The 18081-nt window shown below is 60.2% G+C and carries 17 protein-coding genes; 13 read left to right on the plus strand and 4 right to left on the minus strand.

All coding sequences use genetic code 11. The annotated features are described in order from the left end of the window. Positions 1-121: 121 nt before the first annotated feature. Positions 122-1471 (minus strand): spinster family MFS transporter, encoded by a 1350-nt coding sequence (locus PSH57_RS22475; RefSeq protein WP_305385644.1) that lies wholly within the window; start codon positions 1469-1471, stop codon positions 122-124. A gap of 363 nt (positions 1472-1834) precedes the next feature. On the opposite strand from PSH57_RS22475, the gene PSH57_RS22480 reads away from it, so the two are divergent. Next, positions 1835-4012, plus strand: coding sequence for a hypothetical protein (locus PSH57_RS22480; protein ID WP_305385646.1), 2178 nt, complete (start codon positions 1835-1837; stop codon positions 4010-4012). Positions 4013-4310: 298 nt separating this feature from the next. On the opposite strand, the gene PSH57_RS22485 is transcribed toward PSH57_RS22480, so the two are convergent. After that, the gene (locus PSH57_RS22485) at positions 4311-4616 is read right to left on the minus strand and encodes a DUF2288 domain-containing protein (protein ID WP_256232055.1); all 306 of its coding nucleotides are present in this window, start codon (positions 4614-4616) and stop codon (positions 4311-4313) included. A gap of 338 nt (positions 4617-4954) precedes the next feature. On the opposite strand from PSH57_RS22485, the gene PSH57_RS22490 reads away from it, so the two are divergent. The 9 genes from PSH57_RS22490 (at position 4955) to PSH57_RS22530 (ending at position 12662) form a co-directional block, all read left to right on the plus strand. Then, positions 4955-6082, plus strand: coding sequence for a branched-chain amino acid ABC transporter substrate-binding protein (locus PSH57_RS22490; RefSeq protein ID WP_305385648.1), 1128 nt, complete (start codon positions 4955-4957; stop codon positions 6080-6082). A 230-nt stretch (positions 6083-6312) separates the two neighbouring features. Further along, the gene (gene livH / locus PSH57_RS22495) at positions 6313-7236 is read left to right on the plus strand and encodes a high-affinity branched-chain amino acid ABC transporter permease LivH (RefSeq protein ID WP_047228386.1); all 924 of its coding nucleotides are present in this window, start codon (positions 6313-6315) and stop codon (positions 7234-7236) included. After that, the gene (locus PSH57_RS22500) at positions 7233-8489 is read left to right on the plus strand and encodes a high-affinity branched-chain amino acid ABC transporter permease LivM (protein ID WP_305385654.1); all 1257 of its coding nucleotides are present in this window, start codon (positions 7233-7235) and stop codon (positions 8487-8489) included. The genes livH and PSH57_RS22500 overlap by 4 nt, the downstream gene beginning before the upstream one ends. Further along, positions 8486-9253, plus strand: a complete 768-nt coding sequence (gene livG, locus PSH57_RS22505) for a high-affinity branched-chain amino acid ABC transporter ATP-binding protein LivG (protein WP_047228388.1) — start codon at positions 8486-8488, stop codon at positions 9251-9253. The genes PSH57_RS22500 and livG overlap by 4 nt, the downstream gene beginning before the upstream one ends. Continuing rightward, positions 9254-9955, plus strand: coding sequence for an ABC transporter ATP-binding protein (locus PSH57_RS22510; protein WP_092397010.1), 702 nt, complete (start codon positions 9254-9256; stop codon positions 9953-9955). It begins immediately after the preceding gene. Between the two features lie 266 nt (positions 9956-10221). Beyond that, positions 10222-10527 (plus strand): BufA1 family periplasmic bufferin-type metallophore, encoded by a 306-nt coding sequence (locus PSH57_RS22515; protein WP_139050991.1) that lies wholly within the window; start codon positions 10222-10224, stop codon positions 10525-10527. A gap of 25 nt (positions 10528-10552) precedes the next feature. Further along, positions 10553-11422 (plus strand): MNIO family bufferin maturase, encoded by an 870-nt coding sequence (gene bufB, locus PSH57_RS22520; RefSeq protein ID WP_305385659.1) that lies wholly within the window; start codon positions 10553-10555, stop codon positions 11420-11422. Beyond that, positions 11419-12189 (plus strand): HvfC/BufC N-terminal domain-containing protein, encoded by a 771-nt coding sequence (locus tag PSH57_RS22525; protein ID WP_305385661.1) that lies wholly within the window; start codon positions 11419-11421, stop codon positions 12187-12189. The genes bufB and PSH57_RS22525 overlap by 4 nt, the downstream gene beginning before the upstream one ends. After that, entirely contained in the window at positions 12186-12662 is a 477-nt protein-coding gene (locus tag PSH57_RS22530) for a DoxX family protein (RefSeq protein WP_305385662.1), read from the plus strand. The genes PSH57_RS22525 and PSH57_RS22530 overlap by 4 nt, the downstream gene beginning before the upstream one ends. Before the next feature lie 143 nt (positions 12663-12805). Here the strand turns inward: PSH57_RS22530 and PSH57_RS22535 are convergent, their stop codons facing one another. Continuing rightward, complete coding sequence (locus tag PSH57_RS22535; RefSeq protein ID WP_305385664.1) at positions 12806-13720, minus strand: LysR family transcriptional regulator; 915 nt, start codon at positions 13718-13720, stop codon at positions 12806-12808. A 104-nt stretch (positions 13721-13824) separates the two neighbouring features. Between PSH57_RS22535 and PSH57_RS22540 the strand changes: the two genes are divergently transcribed. The 3 genes from PSH57_RS22540 to PSH57_RS22550 all read left to right on the plus strand — a co-directional run bounded on the left by PSH57_RS22540 (position 13825) and on the right by PSH57_RS22550 (position 16846). Further along, a complete protein-coding gene (locus tag PSH57_RS22540) occupies positions 13825-14424 on the plus strand; it encodes a short chain dehydrogenase (protein ID WP_305385665.1) in 600 nt (199 codons plus the stop codon). Positions 14425-14483: 59 nt separating this feature from the next. Further along, positions 14484-15158, plus strand: coding sequence for a COG3650 family protein (locus PSH57_RS22545; RefSeq protein ID WP_305390457.1), 675 nt, complete (start codon positions 14484-14486; stop codon positions 15156-15158). A 74-nt stretch (positions 15159-15232) separates the two neighbouring features. After that, positions 15233-16846 carry an NAD(P)/FAD-dependent oxidoreductase gene (locus PSH57_RS22550; protein WP_305385666.1) on the plus strand — a complete coding sequence of 538 codons (1614 nt, stop codon included), beginning with the start codon at positions 15233-15235 and terminating at the stop codon, positions 16844-16846. A 61-nt stretch (positions 16847-16907) separates the two neighbouring features. Here the strand turns inward: PSH57_RS22550 and PSH57_RS22555 are convergent, their stop codons facing one another. After that, complete coding sequence (locus PSH57_RS22555; protein ID WP_305385667.1) at positions 16908-18002, minus strand: PLP-dependent cysteine synthase family protein; 1095 nt, start codon at positions 18000-18002, stop codon at positions 16908-16910. Positions 18003-18081 lie beyond the last annotated feature (79 nt).

Here is an 18081-nt window from a genome sequence, read left to right on the forward strand (position 1 = left end):
AGAGGGATCTGTGGGAGCAAAGCGTGCTCGCGAAACAGGCGCCTCGGTTTTCTGAAAGACCGCATCGCTTTCATCGCGGGCAAGCCTTGCTCCCACACAAAGCTTGCTCCCACAGATGCTATCAAGCCGGCGCCACCACTCCCTCCAGCGGCGCCACCCCACTCATCCCATCCTTCATCCGCTTGGCATCACGCACGAAACAGCGCGACGCCAGGAACAGGAACACCATGGTCAGGAACAGCGCCACCGGGATCAGGAACATCGCGTCATGCAAGCCAATGGCCTTGAACGCCTCGGTCATCTGCGGAGCGCTGGCCGCAGCCATGGCTGCATGGGCAAAGTAGTCAGACAAACCACCCACCACCACCGGCCCCATGCCTCCGCCCAACAGATACAACCCGGCAAAGAACAACGCCATCGCCGTGGCCCGCAGGCGCGGTTCGACTACGTCCTGGATCGCCGTGTACACGCAAGTATAAAAGGTATAGGCAAACAGCCAGCCGACACTGAACACCGCGACGAACACACCAATTTCAATCCGCCCGGCATACAACGCCCAAGCCGTGGTGGCCGTCGAGATCACCAGGCTGAACGCGGCGAACAGCAGGCGTCCGTTGGGTACTCGTTGGTGAATCTTATCGGCAATCCAGCCGCCCAGGGTCAACCCGAACAGCCCGGTCACGCCCACCATGATCCCGGTGGCAACCGCCGCGTCGTGCAGCGGCATCAGGAAGTAGCGCTGCAACATTGGCACCAGAAACGAGTTACAGGCATAGGTGGCGAAGTTGAAACACAACCCCGCCAGCACCAGCCATAGGAAAGTAGGAATCGCCAGCACCCGCCGGATCGGCCTGTCGATTTTTTCCTGGGATATCTGCACCGCTTCCGCCGCGCCGCGCTTGGGTTCCTTGATGAAAAACATGAACACCGCCAGCACCAGTCCCGGCACCGCCGCGATAAAGAACGGCGCGCGCCAGCTGTCGAAGGCCTTGACCATCGCCCCGATGGTGAAGAACGCCAGCAGCAAACCGATCGGCAGCCCCAGCATGAAAATGCCCATGGCCCGCGCCCGGCGGTGGGCCGGAAACAGATCGCCGATCAGCGAATTGGCCGCCGGCGCGTAACTGGCTTCACCGATCCCCACGCCCATGCGTACCACCAAAAACGCCCAGAAACTGCCCACCAAACCATTGACCGCCGTCAGCCCGCTCCAGGTCGCCAGGCCCCAGCCCATCAACTTGCTGCGCGAACCGGTATCGGCCATGCGCCCCAGCGGCAGCCCGGCGATGGCGTAGACGATGGTGAAGGCGGTGCCGATGATGCCGATCTGGAAGTCGCTCAGACTCCATTCCATGCGGATCGGCTCGATGATGATCGCCGGGATGGTGCGGTCAAAGAAGTTGAACAGGTTGGCCAGGAACAGCAGGAACAGAATGCGCCAGGCATTCGCCGCTTGGGTCGAGTTCTGCATGGGTCCGTCTCTTTATTGTTATGGGGCACGGCGAGGCGTCCGAACCCGGAGTCTGCAATCTAGACAGCGGCGCGCGCGCTGTCTCCAATCATTCGCATGGCTGATACCCGCCCATGGCGGGCGGCGTGTTTAGTGACTATGGTCAATTCCCTGAAGCAATTGACATCATTTTGCCTTATTTCGACTAAAGATCGCCTTCTGATGGCCGATTCAACCTATCAGGAAAAGATTTTCCCGAGCGCTGCTCAGGCTGCCCCCTGAACGCTTGGGCCGACCTTCGCGCCACCAAGGGCGCGAGCTCCCATCCTCGACGGTCCGATGACAGCGCTCATCGAACCGACCAGTTCAGGCATATGGCGCACAATGACCTCTAAAAAAACAGCCACTGCAGTATCCGATCTGACGCTGAGCCCGGCGGCCAACGGCCCTGAAACCTCGAAACCATCGAGCAGCTCGCGTCCCCTGGCGACTCAGCAGTATCTGTATTTCACCGAAACCAACACCGACCGCATCCTCGACAACCTCGACGGCCTGCGTAACAGCGTGTTCCCGCGCCCGCCGCACCTGGTGGACGACGAAAGCGAACGCGACCAGCAGGAGTTCCCGTCCGTGTGCCTGATCGGCCTGGGCCGCTGTGGCTCCAACATCGCTCTGGACGTAGCCGAGCTGGTGTACAACGCCCGCAAGTTCTATCTCAACGAATTCAACGCCGAAGACAAAGGCTACAACGACAAGGGCTACAGCCCGGCGCAGTGGATCCGCAACAACCTGCGCCTGGGCGCCAGCAAGGCGAGCAAACCGGTGTTCCTGGTCGAGCCGCTGGTGATGCTCGGCGACCTGGACAAGGATATTGCCGGACGCATCCGTTTTTCGCGCAAAGGCGAAAAAAGCGGCTTTTTGCGCGACTACAGCAAGATGAAAATCATGGACCTGTCAGAAGTCCACGCCGGCGGCGCGGGTAACGCGCCGATCCTGGGCCAGTACCTGGCCAAGATCATCCTGAACAAGGACACCCAGCGCTTCTCCAGCCCCGACTGGAAAATGATCCACTCGTACCTGATCGACAGCTGCGGCATCAAGGCCAACCAGTCGCGCCTGTATTTTTCGATCTTCAGTGCCGGCGGCGGGACCGGTTCCGGCATGGCCTCGGAGTTCGGCCTGGCCCAGCAGTACTCGTACATGAACAAGACGTTCGACACCAAGCCGATGGACGAACACGACAGCAAGAGCGGTCATTCCTTCGTCTTCGAGCCGATCTTCACCAGCGGCATTTGCGTACTGCCGAACATTTCCGATCACCGCAGCGAAATGTCCGAAGCGCTGCACATCAACGCCGGACGCCTGCTGTGCAAGTACCTGTCCGAAGAATGGGATTTCTCGTACAACTTCGCCAACGAAGACAGCAGCGAAGCCAGCGTCATGGGCCGAATCCGCCCCTGGAACGCGATGATGCTGATCTCCAACGACATCATGCGCTACGCCGAAGAGAGCGATGACGGCAACATCCAGAACATTGACGTCAATGCCATGGAGAAACACGCCAACCAGTACATTTCCCAGCAGATTTTCAACATCCTCACCGCCCAGGCCGTGACCACCGACTACGACCAGAACTATTTCCGTCGTGCTGGAATCGACATTGGCGAGACCATCCGCCTGGACGCCAACGACCTGTTCATGAGCCTGGCCGGCCCAGTGGCGATTGCCTATGCCGAGTCCGTCGTTCCGGAGACCCCGGCGCCCAGCGGCGACAAGTTCAAGGTGTTCGAGAAAGAGCCGCCACGCCTGAATATCGATGACCTGTTCTTCCGCTCCATCGACCTGCCGCACTTCAACAAGGTCACCCAGGCGATCGAAGGCATCAGCCTGTTGCCAATTGAATCCAAGCGCTACCGGGCCTCGCTGGAGCAATACAAGAACTCCGGTTATGACGCCGCCGCACTGCATGACCTGCACTTTTTCAAGAACTGCTCGTCGGTGGTCTCGATCGTCTCGTTGCCCAAGGACTACAAACTGTCCTACATGGACCTGAACCGGCTCAAGACCCACCTCAACAGCCTGTTCCCCAACACCACCCTCAAGCGCTACGCACTGGTGATCGGCGCCTCGGCCAACCTGTCGCTGACCACCCTGATCGCCAAGAGCCCCTGCCTGTCGGATGACTTCCTGACCCTGATCGTGGCATTCATCAAGCGCTGCTTTGCCCGCACCCCGTATCGCTTCGATGAGACCCTGGACAACTCGATCCTGGACTTCATCATCAATGAAGACTTCGACGAAGAGCGCATCGACGATCTGCTCAACGAGTTCGAAAACCCGGCGAAGATCCTCGACACCAACTGGTACGCGATCAAGCCGATGTACGAGAAGAAATACCGCGAGCTGATCAGCGACAAAGACAAGTTCGTCTCGATCAACGACATCCGCCTGTCCCGCGACTGCGTGAAGAAATCCATCAAGTACCTGCGCGAGATCTACCGTCACCGCATTGGCAAGACCAAGGTTATTTCGCTTAATAACCATACGGGCAAGACTTATTGAGGCAGGCGCAACACCGCGTCGCCCCTTTCGCGAGCAAGCCCGCTCCCACCGTGGACCGCATTCTTTCTGAAGAAACGCGGTTCCATGTGGGAGCGGGCTTGCTCGCGAAGGCGGCCTTGAACACACCATCGAGACAACATTCAGAAACAATTAAGCAGCCCACCGGCTGCCCCATAAACTGTTCCCGTTACGTATACGTCACCCTCCCCTGTGGCGTTTCACCACGGCAGGGTGCCATCACGCTACTCACCTACACACTTTTAGCCCGGAGGAAATACGAACCAAGTTGGTGCGCAAATTAAATCGACGCCCTTTCCTGGATCATAATCCACGGCGAAACCACCACGGCCCATAGCTGCGGATCGCGCTCGAAAAAATCCAGCGCCCGCGTTTCAGACAGCTTGGCGAGCTGGTCGGCAGCCAGCCAGGCGGCGACTTTGGTACCTTCGTCCCGGGCCACGGCCTCGGCGGCAACGATCAAATCCAGGGCCGGATCGACCCACAATAGGGCACCCTTGGCAAAGAACGGCTCCAGCTCCTTCCAGGTGATGGATGCGGTTTCACCAAGCAGTTTGGCATAGAGGGTGCTAGGTTCTTGATTCATGGGAGCTGTCCGGAAAAGAAATCGGCGCGAATGATAACGTCGGTGGTCTGGCAGAAAAACCCGGTAGCAATTGGAGTACCGATTGAAAAGCGCAGGAAAGCCAGGGATTGCCGATTTGTCCGACGAACCCCGCCGCCATTCTGTCTTTTTCTTTCAATTAAGCGACACCCTCAGGTTTTGCCCCCAAGCGCCAGCTTCCCTTGCCAACAATCGGCGCTCTACACTGTACCGGTACAGTTGCCGGGGGCATTTTCCGCGAGGATATCCAAGATATCTGACCCGGTTCTGCTGCTTCGGCGCCAGGACTATAAAAACTACAACAGCATGAGTGGAGCACTATGACTAAGGCTACTAAGCAGATTTCCAAACTGTTTGCCGCTATGGTTCTGGCCGGGGTTGCCAGCCATTCGTTCGCCGCCGACACCATCAAGATCGGTATCGCCGGCCCTAAGACCGGCCCCGTAGCCCAATACGGCGACATGCAATTCAGTGGCTCCAAAATGGCCATCGAGCAGATCAACGCCAAGGGCGGCGTCAACGGCAAGCAACTGGTCGCCGTTGAATACGATGACGCCTGTGATCCAAAACAAGCGGTCGCGGTGGCGAACAAAGTCGTCAACGACGGCGTCAAGTACGTGGTCGGCCACCTGTGCTCCAGCTCCACCCAACCGGCTTCGGACATCTATGAAGACGAAGGCGTGATCATGATCACCCCGGCCGCTACCAGCCCGGACATCACCGCTCGCGGCTACAAGATGATTTTCCGCACCATCGGCCTGGACAGCGCCCAAGGCCCTGCGGCCGGTAACTACATCGCCGACCACGTCAAGCCGAAGATCGTCGCGGTTCTGCACGACAAGCAGCAATACGGTGAAGGCATCGCCAGTGCCGTGAAGAAAACCCTCGAAGACAAAGGCGTCAAGGTTGCCGTGTTCGAAGGCGTGAACGCCGGCGACAAAGACTTCTCCTCGATGATCGCCAAGCTCAAGCAAGCCAACGTCGACTTCGTCTACTACGGCGGCTACCACCCGGAGCTGGGCCTGATCCTGCGTCAGTCCCAGGAAAAAGGCCTGAACGCCAAATTCATGGGTCCGGAAGGCGTGGGTAACGACTCGATCTCGCAGATCGCCAAGGAAGCTTCCGAAGGCCTGCTGGTGACCCTGCCGAAATCCTTCGACCAGGATCCGGCCAACATCGCCCTGGCTGACGCGTTCAAGGCCAAGAAAGAAGACCCGAGCGGTCCGTTCGTGTTCCCGTCCTACTCGGCCGTTCAAGTGATTGCCCAGGCCATCACCGAAGCCAAGAGCGAAGACCCGGAAAAAGTGGCTGAAGCCATCCACGCCGGTACTTTCAAGACCCCGACCGGTGACCTGAGCTTCGATGACAAGGGCGACCTGAAGGACTTCAAGTTCGTGGTTTACCAGTGGCATTTCGGCAAACCTAAAACCGAAGCTTCGCCTCAGTAAGGCCTGGCCTGACTGACTGCCAACAAAGCCCACGGCGTGCCGTGGGCTTTGTTTTAAATGTATTGGGCCGCGCTGGCGTGATCCGCCAGTCTCCCCACCTGAAAATCTCAAAACCGTCATCAGCGGTTCGCTGGCAAACCTCGTGCTCGAAGTGGATGCAGATCCATGGGGCCCGGGCGGGAAAATGACTCCACCAGTGAAATGCGTATCAGGTTTTTAGGAGCGCTGTAATGCCTGACATCTATCACTTCTTCCAACAGCTGGTTAACGGCCTGACCGTTGGCAGCACGTATGCCCTGATCGCCATCGGCTATACGATGGTTTACGGCATCATTGGAATGATCAACTTCGCCCACGGCGAGGTGTACATGATCGGCTCCTACGTGGCGTTCATCGCCATCGCCGGGCTCGCCATGATGGGACTCGACAGTGTCCCGCTGTTGATGACCGCGGCTTTCATCGCGAGCATCGTGGTCACCAGTTCCTATGGCTACAGCATCGAACGGATCGCCTACCGCCCCTTGCGCGGCAGCAACCGTCTGATCCCGCTGATTTCCGCCATCGGCATGTCGATCTTCCTGCAGAACACCGTTCTGCTTTCGCAAGACTCCAAGGACAAATCCATTCCCAACCTGATTCCGGGTAACTTTACCTTCGGGCCAGGGGGGGCACAGGAAGTGCTGATTTCCTACATGCAAATCGTGGTGTTCGTGGTGACCCTGGTCGCCATGCTCGGCCTGACGCTGTTCATCTCCCGTTCCCGCCTGGGCCGCGCCTGCCGCGCCTGTGCCGAGGACATCAAGATGGCCAACCTGCTGGGCATCAACACCAACAACATCATTGCCCTGACCTTCGTCATCGGCGCGGCCCTGGCGGCCATCGCCGCGGTGCTGCTGAGCATGCAATACGGTGTGATCAACCCCAACGCCGGTTTCCTCGTGGGCCTCAAGGCCTTCACCGCCGCGGTACTGGGCGGCATCGGCAGCATCCCCGGAGCCATGCTCGGCGGGCTGGTGCTGGGCGTGGCGGAAGCCTTTGGCGCCGACATCTTCGGCGATCAATACAAGGACGTCGTGGCGTTCGGCTTGTTGGTTCTGGTGCTGCTGTTCCGGCCGACCGGCATCCTGGGCCGTCCGGAGGTTGAGAAGGTATGACTAAACATCTTAAATCGGCGCTCTTCAGCGCGCTGTTGGTCTGGGCGGTCGCGTACCCGGTACTCGGCCTGAAACTGACCATCGTGGGCATCGACCTTGAAGTACACGGCACCAGCCCGGCCATCCTGGCGACCATCGCCATGTGTTCGGTGCTGATGTTCCTGCGTGTGCTGTTCAGCACGCAGATCAGCGCCGCCTGGAAGGCATCGCCCGGCCTGCCGATAGTCCCGGCCAAGGCCAGTAACTTCCTGACCCTGCCGACTACCCAGCGCTGGATCATCCTGGCCCTGGTCGTCCTGGCACTGGTCTGGCCGTTTTTCGGTTCTCGCGGTGCGGTGGACATCGCCACGCTGATCCTGATCTACGTGATGCTGGGGCTGGGCCTTAACATCGTGGTAGGTCTGGCCGGTCTGCTGGACCTGGGTTACGTCGGCTTCTATGCCGTCGGCGCCTACAGCTACGCGCTGCTATCGCATTACTTCGGCTGGAGCTTTTGGATCTGCCTGCCAATCGCCGGGATGATGGCCGCCACCTTCGGTTTCCTGCTGGGTTTCCCGGTGCTGCGCTTGCGCGGCGACTACCTGGCAATCGTGACCCTGGGTTTCGGCGAGATCATCCGTCTGTTCCTGCGCAACCTGACCGACATCACCGGCGGCCCGAACGGCATCAGCAACATCGAGAAGCCAACGTTCTTCGGCCTGACCTTCGAACGTAAAGCCGCTGAAGGCCTGCAGACCTTTCACGAGTACTTCGGGTTGCCCTACAGCTCGATCAACAAGGTGATTTTCCTCTACCTGGTGGCGCTGTTGCTGGCCCTGGCCGCATTGTTCGTCATCAACCGCCTGCTGCGCATGCCTATCGGCCGTGCGTGGGAAGCGCTGCGTGAAGACGAGATCGCCTGCCGTGCCCTGGGTCTCAATCCTACGGTGATCAAGCTGTCGGCCTTCACCCTCGGTGCCGCTTTCGCCGGTTTCGCCGGTAGCTTCTTTGCCGCCCGTCAGGGTCTGGTGACGCCGGAATCCTTCACCTTCATCGAGTCGGCAATCATCCTCGCCATCGTGGTGCTGGGCGGGATGGGCTCGCAGTTGGGTGTGATCCTGGCGGCGATCGTGATGATTCTGTTGCCCGAAATGATGCGTGAATTCAGCGAATACCGCATGTTGATGTTCGGCGCCTTGATGGTGCTGATGATGATCTGGCGTCCTCAAGGTCTGCTGCCTATGCAACGCCCACACATGGAGCTGCGCAAATGAGCCGCGAGATCCTCAAGGTTGAAAATTTAAGCATGCGCTTCGGCGGCTTGCTGGCGGTCAACGGCGTGGCCCTGACCGTAAAAGAGAAACAGGTCGTTGCATTGATCGGGCCCAACGGCGCGGGCAAGACCACGGTGTTCAACTGCCTGACCGGCTTCTACCAGCCCACCGGCGGCACCATTCTGCTGGACGGCGAGCCGATTCAGGGCCTTCCCGGCCACCACATCGCCCGCAAGGGTGTGGTGCGTACCTTCCAGAACGTGCGGCTGTTCAAGGACATGACGGCGGTCGAGAACCTGTTGATCGCCCAGCATCGTCACCTGAACACCAACTTCTTTGCCGGCCTGTTCAAGACCCCGGCGTTTCGCAAGAGCGAACGCGAGGCCATGGAGTTTGCCGAGTACTGGCTGGAGAAGGTCAACCTCAAGGAGTTCGCCAACCGTACCGCCGGGACTCTGGCCTACGGTCAGCAACGGCGCCTGGAAATCGCCCGCTGCATGATGACCCGTCCGCGGATCCTCATGCTCGACGAACCGGCCGCCGGCCTGAACCCGAAGGAAACCGAAGACCTCAAAGCGCTGATCGGCGTGCTGCGCGAGGAGCACGATGTCACCGTGTTGCTGATCGAGCACGACATGAAGCTGGTCATGAGCATTTCCGACCATATCGTCGTGATCAACCAGGGCACGCCGCTGGCCGACGGTTCGCCGGAACAGATCCGCGACAATCCTGAAGTGATCAAAGCCTACCTGGGGGAAGCGTAAATGCTGCAGTTCGAAAACGTTTCCACCTTCTATGGCAAGATCCAGGCCCTGCACAGCGTCAACGTCGAAGTCCGCCAGGGCGAAATCGTGACACTGATCGGCGCCAACGGTGCCGGCAAATCCACGCTGCTGATGACGCTCTGCGGTTCGCCCCAGGCTCACAGCGGCAGCATCCGCTACATGGGTGAGGAACTGGTGGGCCAGGACTCTTCGCAGATCATGCGCAAGAGCATCGCCGTAGTGCCGGAAGGCCGTCGGGTATTTGCCCGGCTGACTGTGGAAGAAAACCTCGCCATGGGCGGTTTTTTCACCGACAAGGGCGACTTTCAGGAGCAAATGGACAAGGTGCTGCACCTTTTCCCACGCCTGAAAGAACGCTTTAGCCAACGCGGCGGCACCATGTCCGGCGGCGAACAGCAAATGCTTGCCATCGGCCGTGCGCTGATGAGCAAGCCCAAGCTGCTGCTGCTCGACGAACCTTCCCTGGGCCTGGCGCCGATCATCATCCAGCAGATCTTCGACATCATCGAACAGTTGCGCAAGGATGGCGTGACGGTGTTCCTGGTGGAGCAGAACGCCAACCAGGCGCTGAAAATCGCTGACCGGGCGTACGTGCTGGAGAACGGCCGCGTGGTGATGCAAGGCACCGGTGAAGCGCTGCTGACCGATCCGAAAGTACGCGAGGCGTATCTGGGCGGTTGAGTCTGTTGCTGCATGAGAAAACGGCCTTCGGGCCGTTTTTTTTGTGGGAGCAAGGCTTGCCCGCGATGAAGATGATGCGGTCTCTCGGCAATCGCGGCGCCTGTTTCGCGAGCAAGCTTTGCTCCCACAAAAACAACCTCTATCGCCACAAATTTCAGGGCGACCAAAAAAAATCGAGAACCTGCTGTAACGCATTCCCCCACCCCCTCTCTAGTTCAGCAGACCGGCGCTGTCGCCGGTTCATTTCCTGAACCTGGAGAATCATCATGACTGCTTCGACCCGCACCCTGTCCGCCGCTGCCCTGGCCCTGGCCCTTGGCTCCGCCTTGAGCATGACAGGCGTCTCGACTGTCCATGCCGCTGACGACACCATGGAAAAATGCTTCGGTGTCGCCCTCAAAGGCAAGAACGACTGCGCCGCCGGCGCTGGCACCACCTGTGCCGGCACCGCGAAAATGGACTATCAGGCCAACGCCTGGAAATCGGTCCCTAAAGGCACTTGCACCACCATGGAAAGCAAAACCTCCCCGACTGGTTTCGGCCAGCTCGAAGCGTTCAAAGCCAAGTCCTGATCGCATCTGCCTGAGGCCAACCTCCATGTCGAAAGCCCCCTCCCTCGCCACCGATACCCGGCTACCGCCAAGGGCTGGGTTGGGGCTCAAGACCGAGCATTTTCGTGAAGTGCTCCAGACCCGACCGGATCTGGGCTTCTTCGAAGTGCATGCGGAAAACTACATGGTGGCCGGCGGGCCGTTTCATCACTTCCTGGGGCGGATACGCGAACAGTATCCGCTGTCATTGCACGGCGTCGGTTTGTCGATCGGTGGGGAGGGACCGCTGGATGTTGCGCACTTGCAACGCCTGGCCACACTGATCGAACGCTATCAGCCCCAGTCTTTTTCCGAACACCTGGCCTGGTCCAGCCATGGCCCGGTGTGTCTCAACGATCTGCTGCCCCTGGCCTACGATGAAACGACGCTCAAGCGCGTCTGCGAGCACGTCGATCAGGTCCAGTCCAGCCTCAAATGCACGCTGCTGCTGGAAAACCCAGCCACTTATCTGGCGTTCGAGGATTCAACCCTCGACGAGCCTGACTTCATCAGTGAGGTCATCCGTCGCACCGGCTGCGGACTGCTGCTGGATGTGAACAACGTCTACGTTTCATGCATCAACCATTGTCGTGATCCCTTGGCTTACCTCGACGCACTGCCTCTGCAGGCCACCGGGGAAATTCATCTGGCCGGATTCGCCGAAGACACCGACAGCCTGGGCGAGCGTTTACTGATCGATGACCACGGTGCGCCAATCGATAATGAGGTCTGGCGCTTGTATCGCACGGTATTGGCACGGACCGGGCCGGTCGCCACGCTGATCGAGCGTGACAACCGCATCCCGGCGTTGGAAGTGCTGCTGGCCGAAGCCGGTCAGGCCGACCAACTGTTAAACGCCGCTGGGGTCCGGCCATGAGCCGCTACAGCGAATTCGCCGCCGCCCTGCTCGACCCGCGCAGGGCGTGTCCGCAGGGTTTGACCTGCGCCACTGGCGCCGATCCAGAGAGCCGGTTCGCGGTGTATCGCAACAACGTGCTCAGCTCATTGATCAAGGCCCTGGCCGACAACTATCCGGTGGTGGCGCAACTGGTGGGTGAGGAGTTTTTCGGCGCCATGGCCGGAACCTACGTCCAGTCGGCCGCACCGCAAAGCCCGGTGATGAGTGACTACGGGGCCGACTTTGCCGGCTTCATCGAACATTTCGAACCCGCCGCCAGCGTACCTTACCTGGCGGATGTCGCCCGACTGGAGCGACTGCAGGTGCAGGCCTGGCACGCCGCCGACGCCCGGCCCATGGACGCACAACAGATCATGCAAGGGCTGTCATCGCCCGCCGCCCATGATCATCTGAGGGTCGGTCTTCACCCGTCACTGCACCTGTTGCAGTCGTCCTTCGCCGTGGTGGCGATCTGGGCGGCCCATCAACAAGAGCCCGTCGTGCCGTTCGACCCCTTCTCACCGCAATGCGCCCTGGTGCTGCGCAACCACCTGGACGTGGAAGTGTTTGCGATCAGTCCCGGTGCCCACGATTTCATCAAAGACCTGCAGCAAGGCTTGTCCCTGGCCGCCGCCATTGATGCCTCAACCGGGCGCGACACCGATCTGGAACTGGAACACACCCTGGCGCAGCTCATCAGCCACCAAGCCATCACTCATCTGTTAGCCGAGCAGGTATTACCATGAACTCCATGATTACTCGCGCCATTCAATGGCTGGATAAAATCCCTCACAGCCTGATCGCCTTCGTGGGACGATTTTCCATCGCTGCGGTGTTCTGGAAATCCGGCCAGACCAAAATCGAGGGATTGGCTATCGATCTGGTCGACGGCACTTTTCAGCTCGGCCTACCACGGCTGGCGGACTCAACCATTCCCCTGTTCAAAAGCGAATACGCCTTGCCGCTGCTGTCGCCAGCGCTGGCGGCACATCTGGCAGCCGTGGCCGAGCATGTGTTCCCGGTCCTGATCCTGTTTGGCCTGGCGACACGTTTCTCGGCCCTGGCCCTGCTGGGCATGACCATAACCATTCAACTGTTCGTCTACCCCGCTGCCTATCCGACCCATGGCACCTGGGCGGCGGTATTGCTTTATCTGATGGCGCGCGGGCCGGGCAAACTGTCAATCGACCACCTGATTGCCAGGCGCTACGCCCATTGATTACGACCAGGACTCCTGTGGGAGCGGGCTTGCTCGCGAAGGCGGTGGGTCAGCTTGCATAAATACTGGATGTACTACTGCCTTCGCGAGCAAGCCCGCTCCCACATAGACTTGTCCAACAGTCGGATTACAGCCCCAGGCTACTATCGCTGAAGCCGATCCAGCGCCTCGCCACTGCGCTTGAACCAGTCGATCAAATAGTCCGCCAGCACCTGGGTGCGCTTGGGCAAACCACCCTGGTACGGGTGCACGAGGTACATCGGCATGCGCCGGGTCTGAAAATCCCTTAGCAACCAGCGCAATCGTCCGTCAGCCAATTCTTCATGCAACAGATAGGACGGTAAACGGGCGACCCCAGCGCCGGCCAGGGCGGCTTTTTTCAGCAAGCTGTAGTGGTTGCTGGCGAACGGCCCCGATACCCGTACCCGCAACAATTCGTGTTGCTGGTGATAGAGCCATTCCTCCCGACCGCTGTAATGACTGTTGAGCAGGCAACGGTGTTCCGCCAGACCCTGGGGGGTGAGGGGTTCACCGTAGTGTTCGAGGTAAGCCGGGCTGGCGCAGGTCAGCGCATGCCAGGCGAGCAACGGACGCGCCACCAGGCGCTCATCGAGGGCGGCGTCGGAACGGATCGCCAGGTCGAAGCCATCGCGGGTCAGATCCCGGTAGCCGTTGTTGAGCTCCAGTTCGATCTGCACGTCGGGGTAGCGCTGGGCGAACTCCGTCAGCAACCCCTCAAAGAAAGTTTCGCCCAACGACACCGGAACCGTCATACGCACCGGCCCGGAAATTTCATCCTTCAGGCGAGCCAGCGCCTGACGCGCCCTTTGCACCTGCACCAACAATGCCTGGGCCTGGGGCAATAACGCAGCCCCCGCTGCCGTGAGACTCAAGCGCCGCGTGGTGCGCTGTAGCAACACCACTGAAAACCGACTCTCCAGCAGGCTGATGCGCTTGGACAACTGGCCCTTGCTGCAGCCCAATTGCTGGGCCGCCAGGGTGAAACTACCCGCCTCTATCAACACGGCGAACGCTGCCAGATCGTCCATTTCGCTCATCGGATTGTTTCCAATTGAAAACCAAAGGTTGCCTATTACCACGATTATCAACAGAAAAAACCTCTCTAGACTGCAATCTCATCCAGCCCATTGAGGAACAGCTAATGAAAATCCTGTTGATCGGCGCCAGCGGCACCATCGGTTCGGCCATTGATAACGAACTGTCGCCGCGTCACGACATTGTCCGTATCGGCCGTCACAGCGGCGACCTGCACGTGGATATCAGCGACAGCACTTCGATCCGTGCCCTGTTCGAAAAGACCGGCCGCTTCGATGCGCTGGTCTGTGCAGCGGGAAACGTCACGTTCGCGCCCTTGGACGAGATGACGCAGGACAGCTTCGCCCTGGGCTTGAAAGACAAGTTGATGGGCCAGGTCAACCTGTTGCTGATCGGCCGCGAATTCGCCAACGACGGGGCGTCCTTCACCTTCACCACTGGTGTGCTCAGCCACGACCCGATCAGGAGCGGCGCGTCGGCAGCGCTGGTCAACGGCGCCCTGGACAGTTTCGTGCGTGCCGCGGCAATCGAATTGCCCCGGGGCTTGCGGGTCAACTCGGTGAGTCCGAACGTGCTGCTCGAAGCCATGGACAACTATGCCCCGTACTTCCGTGGCTATAAGCCGGTGCCAGCGGCCGATGTCGCATTGGCCTACGCCAAGAGTGTCGAAGGACTGCAGACTGGCCAGACCTTTCACGTCGGTTGACCCCTTGTGATGCAGGATCAGTCTGCGTAACGTGGCGGCACTTGTCTGGAGACTCAATGATGCGTGCCGCCCGTTCCCTGCTGTTTGTTGCCGTCCTGCCGCTCTTCGCCGGCTGCCAGTTGCTCGACGCTCCACGCCAGAGCGTCTCCCATGCAGGCCAGATGCGCATGCAGGGCGAACTTACGGCGGCCGATGGCCAACTGGTGTTCCAGCCGTGCCAGGAACAGCGTCGCTACATCGTCAACGACAGCGGCGGCACCAGCGTACTGCAACAGGCCGCCAACCTGGCCGATGACCAGGGCAAACTGTTTGCCGATGTGCGAGGCCGTATCGTCACCAGCGCAGCGGCCGGTACCGACAGCCAATTGAACCTGGAACAACTGTATCGCCTGGAGCGCTCGGGCAGCGCTTGCGACGACGCCGACTTCAAGCGGCTGCTCCTGCGCGCCACCGGCCATGGCCCCGAGTGGAATCTGGAGGCCAGCGGCAAGGGCCTGGTGCTCGAACGGGAAGGCCAGCCGCCGCTGGCGGTGCCTTTCATTGAAGAACAACTGGGCGATGGCCGCTTCAACCTCGGCACCGAAGCCAACGGCCAGAAAGTCGAGCTGTGGGTCACTCCCCAGCGCTGCGTCGACAGCGTGACCGGCAGCGTGCAGCACATGAGCGCCGAGCTGCGGGTCAACGGTCAGGTCCAGCGCGGCTGCGCTTACTTCGGCGGTGCGCGTAACGACTGATTAGAAGGTTTTTGGCTTATAATCGCCGCCTCACGCCCTGGCGCAGTTGTGCGTCCCGCGAACCGGATCCTGTCATGTTACGAATCACCGAACTCAAGCTGCCAATCGACCATCCCGAAGAAGACCTGCGCCCAGCCATCCTGCAACGCCTGGGCATCGCCAGCGATGACCTGCTCGACTTCACCCTGTTCAAACGCAGCTACGACGCGCGTAAAAAGTCCTCTGAACTGTGCTTCATCTACACCATCGACCTGACGGTGCGCGATGAAGCCAGCTTGCTGCGCAAGTTCGCCGATGACCGTAACGTCAACCAGGCACCGGATGTCAGCTACAAAGTGGTCGGCCAGGCGCCCGCCGACCTGAGCGAGCGGCCGATCGTGGTCGGCTTCGGCCCGTGCGGGATCTTCGCCGCCATGTTGCTGGCGCAAATGGGCTTCAAGCCGATCATCCTCGAGCGCGGCCCCGAAGTGCGCCAGCGCACCAAGGACACTTGGGGCCTGTGGCGCAAAAGCGTGCTCAACCCCGAATCCAACGTGCAGTTCGGCGAAGGCGGTGCGGGGACGTTTTCCGATGGCAAGCTCTACAGCCAGATCAAGGATCCCAAGTTCCTGGGTCGCAAAGTGCTGCACGAATTCGTCAAGGCCGGCGCGCCGGAAGAGATCCTCTACGTCAGCAAGCCGCACATCGGTACGTTCCGTCTGACAGGCGTCGTGGAAAACATGCGTGAGCAGATTCGCGCCCTGGGCGGTGAAGTACGCTTCCAGCAGCGGGTCACGGATGTGTTGATCGAGGACGGCCAGCTGGTCGGTGTTGAGCTGGCCAGTGGCGAACGTATTCATTCAAAACATGTGATTCTGGCCCTGGGCCATAGCGCCCGGGACACCTTCCGCATGCTCCACAGCCGCGGCGTGTACATGGAAGCCAAGCCGTTCTCGGTGGGTTTCCGTATCGAACACCCGCAATCGCTGATCGACAGCGCGCGCCTGGGCAAATATGCCGGTCACCCGAAGCTTGGCGCCGCCGATTACAAACTGGTGCACCACGCCCGCAATGGTCGCTCGGTGTACAGCTTCTGCATGTGCCCGGGCGGCACCGTGGTGGCGGCCACCTCCGAGCCGAACCGCGTCGTGACCAACGGCATGAGCCAGTATTCACGCAACGAGCGCAACGCCAACTCCGGTATCGTGGTGGGCATTACCCCGGAAGTCGATTACCCCGGAGGCCCGCTGGCGGGCATCGAATTGCAGGAGCGTCTGGAATCCCACGCTTTCGTGCTCGGTGGCAGCAACTACGAGGCCCCGGCGCAACTGGTGGGCGATTTCATCGCCGGCAAACCGTCCACAGCGCTGGGCAGCGTCGAACCGTCCTACAAACCGGGGGTGTCTTTGGGCGACCTGGCCCTGGCCCTGCCCGACTTCGCCATCGAAGCCATCCGCGAAGCCCTGCCGGCGTTCGAAAAGCAGATTCGCGGCTACTCGCTGCACGACGCCGTGCTGACCGGCATTGAAACCCGTACCTCGTCGCCGCTGCGCATCACCCGCGACGAAACGTTGCAAAGCCTGAACGTCAAGGGCTTGTTCCCGGCTGGCGAAGGCGCCGGCTACGCGGGCGGGATTCTGTCGGCGGGCGTGGACGGGATCCGGATTGCCGAGGCGGTGGCACGGGATATCCTGGGTCTCAAGGCCTGACACATTATCCCAATGTGGGAGCAAGCTTGCTCCCACAAAGGAACTCAGTGTTTTCAAGTATTCAGATATTGGCCCGGAGCACACTTTCCGGCAGCGCTTCACCTCGCTCGACACTCGCCGCCACGGCGTCCATCAATCCACTCAACTCATAGCCCTGGGCCTTGAGCCACGCCGGATCGTAATAGGTCGTGGCATAGCGCTCTCCGCCGTCACACAAGATTGCCACGATCGAGCCCGTCTCCCCTGCTTCCACCATTTGCCTGGCGGCGATTAGTGCACCGATCAGGTTGGTGCCGCTGGATCCGCCGACCCGTCGGCCCAATTGCTGGGCCAGGTAGTGCATGGCTGCCAGCGACAAGGCATCCGGCACTTTGACCATCGCATCGATCACCTTGGGCAAAAACGACGCCTCGACCCTTGGCCGGCCGATACCTTCGATCCGCGAACCGCAATCCAGGCGCAGGCTTGCATCGCCGCTGCGGTAGTAGTCGAAGAACACCGAACGCTCGGCGTCGGCACACAGCACACGGGTACAGTGCTGGCGGTAGCGTACGTAACGCCCCAGGGTCGCGGTGGTGCCGCCCGTGCCAGGGCTGGAAATCAGCCAGCTCGGCTCCGGATGCCGCTCGAAACGCATCTGCTGGAAGATCGATTCGGCAATGTTGTTATTGGCGCGCCAGTCCGTGGCGCGCTCGGCGTAGGTGAACTGGTCGATGAAGTGGCCGTCATGCTCACGGGCCAAGCGCTCGGACTCGGCGTATATCTGTGTAGGATCGTCCACCAGATGACTCTGGCCACCATAGAAGGCGATCTGTGCGATTTTTTCCCTGGAAGTGGTCGCCGGCATCACCGCAATAAAGGACAAGCCCAGCAACCTCGCGAAGTAAGCCTCGGAAATGGCCGTCGATCCGCTTGAAGCCTCGATCACCGGGGCACCAGGCTTGAGCCAGCCATTACACAACGCGTAGAGAAACAGCGAGCGGGCGAGTCGATGCTTGAGGCTGCCGGTGGGGTGGCTGGACTCATCCTTGAAGTACAACTCGATACCCGGCAGCCCTGGCAGCGCCAATGGAATCAGATGGGTGTCGGCGCTGCGCTGGAAGTCAGCCTCAATGATACGGATCGCTTCACGCGCCCACTGGCGGTGGTCATTCATGGTGTCTTCTCACTGGATCAATGCGACGCGGGGGTAACCTGACATTCAGGCAGGCACGACTTGTCTCGGAAAAACCAGT

It is taken from the genome of Pseudomonas hefeiensis, from assembly GCF_030687835.1.
GTDB lineage: Bacteria > Pseudomonadota > Gammaproteobacteria > Pseudomonadales > Pseudomonadaceae > Aquipseudomonas > Aquipseudomonas hefeiensis.